Below are 5,671 nucleotides of genomic sequence, written 5' to 3'. Positions count from 1 at the left end.
ATAAACCCAAGAATGCCACACATCACTTACGAAACAGCCCCCAACTTAGCCTTCGAGGACACCTCTTTAGCGGGAGAGATCCTTGATGAGCCTACAAGCAAAAAGTAGCATATGCAAAGTCGCAGGTTATATTGCGTTTCGTAACGCAATGAGGTGCATCTCAAAATGTCTATTAGCCCGGAATAAAGAAAGTACCTTTTGGACACTGTTGGATACTTTCTGCGCCTAGGTTGGATTGAGAGTAGCGCCTATCTTCTATCTTAACCCGAAAAACTCGGGACTAACAAGAAGGGGCTCGTAGAAGTACGAGCAGAATGGAGGGAATCATGGGGCACCAGATAAGCCGTAGAACATTTCTTCAAGGCGCAACGTTTTTGGGCGTTTACGGGGGGCTGCTCGGTCTCGGCTTAACAGGCTGCGCGCCGAAAACAGAGCAGCAAGCCGCAGCAGAATGGAAATCAGGCCTCTACGGCACCGAAGTCATGGGGCATAATGCACCGTTCATGATGAATGTAACGTTTTCCGAAAATGCAATTACGGGTATCGACATCAGCGCGGCTCAGGAATCACTTGGTGTAGGCGCTTTTGCACTCGAAGATTTGTCGAACAAAGTAATGGAGTTTCAAACACTTCAGTACGACACCGTAACGGGAGCAACCGTGTCAAGCATGGCTTTCACCCAGGGACTTGAGGAATGCGCAAAACAAGCCGAAGCGCTGAAGGCGCTGAAAGACGCTCCCGCCCCCGAAGAAGTCATCGAATCTGAATACACTGCCGACGTATGCGTCATTGGCGGCGGCGGTTCCGGCCTTGCAGCAGCAATTTCCGCTGCTCAGGCTGGCGCGAAAGTAATTGTTGTCGAGAAGTGCGGCATTACGGGTGGATCAACAAATGTCTCCGAAGGCGCGCTCAATGCCGTCGATCCAGAACGTCAACAGAGACAAGGTATCGAGGATTCCATTGAAACATTTTATAACGTCACCATGGAAGGCGGGCACAACCTAGGAGATCCCACCCTCGTTCATTACTTGACCGACAACGCACTCGAAGCAGTACATTGGCTTGAAGCGCTTGGTGTCAAGTTCAAGGATGACTGCGGATCAGCAACAGGCTCCCTCGGCGAGCGAAGCCATTATCCAGCAACACCCTCAGGCAACACATACATTCGATCGTTCCAGGATTTCGTAAAGAACAACGTCGACTCTATCACCCTTTTGCATGAAATGCAGGTAACGGCACTTAATCTTGATTCCGCAAAAGCCATTACAGGAGTTACCGCCAGCTATCGAGGCCAGAAAGAAGTCGTGATAAACGCGAAGTCCGTTGTCATCGCAACCGGCGGATTCGGAGCAAATGTCGAATACCGCCAGAAAGTGAACACGGGTGTCTGGTCCAGTGTAAAACTCGACAGCTCTATCGGCTGCACTAACATTAAGCCATGCGCACAAGGCGAAGGTCTTGGTCTTGCAGAAAAAGCAGGTGTCGAGCTCATCGGCCTGTCAGACATCCAGCTTCATCCCTGTGGCACGCCAGGAACAGGGCTCATGGAGGATATCCGCACATCAGGACGCAACCGAATCTTCGTAAACAAGCAAGGCAGCCGTTTCGTAAACGAAGGAGCCGAGCGAGACAAACTCTGCCAAGCAATTTTCGCACAACCAGACTCAACCTATTGGATCGTAGTAAACAAGCTGCGCTACCCCTCCACCACCGAACCCGACGGGAACGGTTCAACTATCGAGAATATGCTTGCGCTCAAACATATCGTGACCGGTAGCACCATCGAAGAATTGGCAAAAGCAACAGAAACAGAAGCCGCAAACCTACAGAAAGCCATCGATGGATACAATGCCGTTGTGGCAGGAGAAGCTGCTGACGAATTTGGCTTCAAAGCGGGCAACACTGCCGACAAACAAATGACCGAAGGCCCTTGGTACGCCTGCCGCAAGGTTCCAACAGTACACCATACGATGGGCGGTATCCGTATCGACGCTAATTGTCGGGCGCTCGACACAGCGGGCACACCTATCAAAAACTTGTTCGCATGCGGCGAGTGCTCCGGCGGTATTCATGGCAGCAACCGCTTGGGAGGCAACGCTATTGCCGACTGCATGACATTTGGCCGCGTAGCAGGCGCACAAGCAGTTATGAACGCAAAGGCGTAACTCTCTCCTAGAAATCTTCCTTATAGATGTGTGTTTATTCTTCCCAACGACAAACCCTGAGCAGCAGAACCTTGGAGCTTCACAACCAGGGTTCTTCTGCCTCCTGAAACCTTTTAGACACAACGCTCTCAAGTCTAAAAACCCTCACATACCAGCGAAGCACCTACAGAGAAACGGCAGACTGCTCGACACAGTCAAGCAGCTCCTGCTTAGTATGCACTCCTACTTTTCGATAGAGAACACGCACATAATTACGCACGGTGTTTTCAGAATAGTGAAGCGTTTCAGCAATAACCGTACGGCTTCTTCCCTGGGCAAGTAGCCGCACTATTTCTGTTTCGGTAGCGGTCAACTGAAACGCCTCGGCGAACGAGGCAAAGACATCGTTTGCTACGGTCGCAGCACCCGAGGGAGGAATGCTCATCGGAGCAGCCTGCTTGGACACTGCTCTCAATTCAAATCCGATAGGATAGCGCACATTCGGACGCGGGTACACTACCAAAACCATCTCAATCAATGCCACGAAAACCATACAAATCAAAAGCCAGAGTCCATACTTGAGATACGGCCCCACTTGATACACCACAATGCGACCGATACTCATAGCCAGCAATGCTCCCCCGTATACAAACCCGTAAACGAGTACGGTTGATTTACCAACATGACGGCCTATGAGATAGATGAAGAAAACAAGAGGAATATAAAAACACGTGATTGCGTTAGTTATGAAGAAGGTGGCAATTTCTTCTGAACCTGGCCATCCACCCATCAAAAACGTAATACCTATAATCATGAGAAGATTTACGAAAGACCAAAATCCCGTCAAACTGAATCCACGGCCACGCACAAGAACCCACCACACGGTAGCTACAATCACTGCAATGACTAGGAGTTGATGTATCGTACGCATTGCTTGGGAAAGTTCACGAATGCGACCATCGGGATAACCTAGAGCCATACCCAATAAAAAAGCATACAGAAAAAAGGCGCTCAAAATCGAAAATAGATAACCACGAAGCTGAGTACTATACAGAAAATCGACCTTTTCTTCGCCGATGCTTTGCCCCTGAACTTGCATCATGTCTTGAGAAAAACTGCTTTTTTTGGCCTGCCGCACTGAAGGAGTCTTTCCCTTATTCCACAAATCCATAGCTCGCCAATAAGCGAACACCGAAAGTGCGGGAATAAAAAGATTGAGCAGCCCGAAAACCTCATGCGACAAGTACCCAGCAAGTAAAGAAAGAAAACAGGACAGCGCAAGCCCACCGGCTGCGTAAAAAAACGCCTCCGCAGGCTTGAGCCGTTCTAAAAAAAATACCCAGATTATCTCTCCCCCAACAAGACCAATGCCGCCAATAATGAAGCGGGCAACTTCGAACGAAGTAGTACCAAAGAAAAGATCTACGAGATAAAACAATCCAGAAAGCGTCATGAGTATCAATCCGGACCATACAAAAAAAGTTTTCGATGCATGAGAAAACCCCGTGCGATATGAAAGGAATACCAACAGTGCCATAACAAGGACACGCACGATATTGGCTCCAACAGTAACAAAACCGTAGTCGGCAGAAAAATGCAGATTATAGAAATTGAATTGATACCACAGACGCATAAGCCCTATACCAAAAAAAGCTATTGAAAAACCCGAAAGAAAGATTGTCTTGAATGCCGTAAACGATGTGGTATGCAAATCTGAACCACCATGCCCATACTGCTTGTCAAACATTCCCTACCTCCGCGCGAGTATCCTTAACTGGGGGAAGAGGGGCATCCGATGCCGAGAAAAGCATTCCCAGATTCATTAGGGTCTCATCTTAGCACGTTGCCTCCTTGAGCGCTTTTCTCTTAACAATGACCATGCAGAAATTCTGTGCGGCGGCGGCAACCCTTTCCAACCCATTTGGTCTTAAACACACTGGTTGCATGCGCATCAGCACTCAGTTATCGGAATCTCCAGCAGCAGGGAACCACGGAAGCTTCCGCCTGAGGTTCGTTTCACCCGCCGCAACCCGGGCTGCATATTCCTTTTTCTCGATTGAGCGGACGAGAGCCTTGATGAGCCTACAAGCAAAAAGCAAGGTAGAGGGGTAGATACACTCGATCGCCTTGGACTTCAAGGGTTTTTGGATGTACTACATATTCGCGGCCGACGCGTTTGCCAAACTTTTTTCTGAATTTATCAAGCGAGGCAGTTCCGTAGCGCTTGGTCGATTTAACCTCCAGGGGCGTTGTCCTCATTTTGCCTCCCGCGTTGGCGTATTCCTGCGTGATTAAAAAATCCACTTCCATCCGGGCGCTTGCGTCTTCTCGATCAAAGCGCGAATAAAAAAAGGGGCGGTGTCCGTTGGCGCGCAAGGCCTGCGCAACAGCATTTTCGGTAATCATTCCTTCATTGAGAGAGAGCTTTCCTAAAAGGATGTCCCGGAAAACCTTATCGGAGGTATGCGCGTTGTCTGAAAACGCATGCGTTACCAAAAGGCCCGTATCTGCCATATAGCATTTAAGCGTCGATTGGTCCCTGCTTAAGGCAAGCCCTATCCCTGGGTCGGTCGCGTTATAGCAGATGTTCGCAATGCGCGCATCTTCCAGCCAGAAGAATGCTTCTTCATACGTGCGCATGCGAGGGTCGCCGCCCAAAGTGCTCAGGCTGAATTTTTTCTCATGTTTTGAAAGCTGGCCAGGAATACCATCAAACACTGAACCTACCTTGAATTCGTAGCCTTTGGCAAATCTTCCTATATCGTTGCGATAGAGAGTCAAAATGTCGCGCTTTATTGCATCGATCTTCCCAAAATCGCGACTTTCCACGTAATCCGCCACAACGGCCGGCATGCCACCGACCAGCATATATTCCCTAAATAGCCTCTCACACTTTCCGTGAAGGGCATCAGGAAGCGGCTTGAGCTGTTCGGCCGAATTTCGCATGACGTCAACAAGCGGAGCTTGCCCCATTGCCCAACAGAATTCTTCGAAATCCATCGGGTTAAGCTCGATAGCCCTTTCCTCCGAAGGAATAATGATGTCCCTGACGTTTTGCTTGATCGAAACAAGGGAGCCCGTTTCAATATAGTCGTAGCGTCCATCTGCCACCAAATATTTGATAAGCCCGCGCGCGAACGGATAAAACTGAATCTCGTCGAACACGATAAGAGTTTCCCGCGGATAAAGCTTGACGCCATAGAAGGCGGAAAGATACACAAAAAGAGAATCGAGGTCGGTGCTCATCTGCTGAAAGTAGTTTTTTACTTCAGGGGGTGCAGTAAAAAAGTCGATGAAAAGGCAGGAGCGATATTCGGCTTTGCCAAACTTTTCAACAAGAGTACTCTTGCCAACGCGGCGCGCCCCTTCAATAAGCAAAGCGGTCGACCCCTGACTTGAAGCTTTCCACGCCCTCAAAGCGCCATACGCCTTACGCTCAAGCATAGCTGCCCCTTCTTCCCAGATAAAATGCCTTCTTTGCCGAATTCATGACGACACACCGGCCTGCCACTAGCGTTTATGCACGA

General features: G+C 49.3%; 3 protein-coding genes. 1 reads left to right on the top strand and 2 read right to left on the bottom strand.

The features are described from left to right. Positions 1–326 precede the first annotated feature (326 nt). Positions 327–2,165: a flavocytochrome c gene (locus tag RR842_RS11355; protein ID WP_332729790.1), complete on the top strand. Its 1,839-nt coding sequence runs from the start codon at positions 327–329 to the stop codon at positions 2,163–2,165. Positions 2,166–2,328: 163 nt separating this feature from the next. Here RR842_RS11355 and RR842_RS11350 read toward each other — a convergent pair whose 3' ends face one another. Together RR842_RS11350 and RR842_RS11345 are read right to left on the bottom strand one after the other, a co-directional pair. Beyond that, positions 2,329–3,891, bottom strand: coding sequence for a LuxR C-terminal-related transcriptional regulator (locus RR842_RS11350; RefSeq protein WP_332729789.1), 1,563 nt, complete (start codon positions 3,889–3,891; stop codon positions 2,329–2,331). 335 nt (positions 3,892–4,226) lie between these two features. Continuing rightward, entirely contained in the window at positions 4,227–5,588 is a 1,362-nt protein-coding gene (locus tag RR842_RS11345; RefSeq protein WP_332729788.1) for an AAA family ATPase, read from the bottom strand. Between the last annotated feature and the right edge of the window lie 83 nt (positions 5,589–5,671).

Source organism: Gordonibacter sp., assembly GCF_036667095.1.
GTDB lineage: Bacteria > Actinomycetota > Coriobacteriia > Coriobacteriales > Eggerthellaceae > Gordonibacter.
The sequence above is the reverse complement of the archived record's forward strand: the minus strand, read 5'-3'. Positions and strand labels throughout refer to the sequence as shown.

Coding starts and splice junctions, on each gene's coding strand:
- RR842_RS11355 (WP_332729790.1), top strand. CDS start 327: ATGGGGCACCAGATAAGCCGTAGAACATTTCTTCAAGGCGCAACGTTT.
- RR842_RS11350 (WP_332729789.1), bottom strand. CDS start 3,891: ATGTTTGACAAGCAGTATGGGCATGGTGGTTCAGATTTGCATACCACA.
- RR842_RS11345 (WP_332729788.1), bottom strand. CDS start 5,588: ATGCTTGAGCGTAAGGCGTATGGCGCTTTGAGGGCGTGGAAAGCTTCA.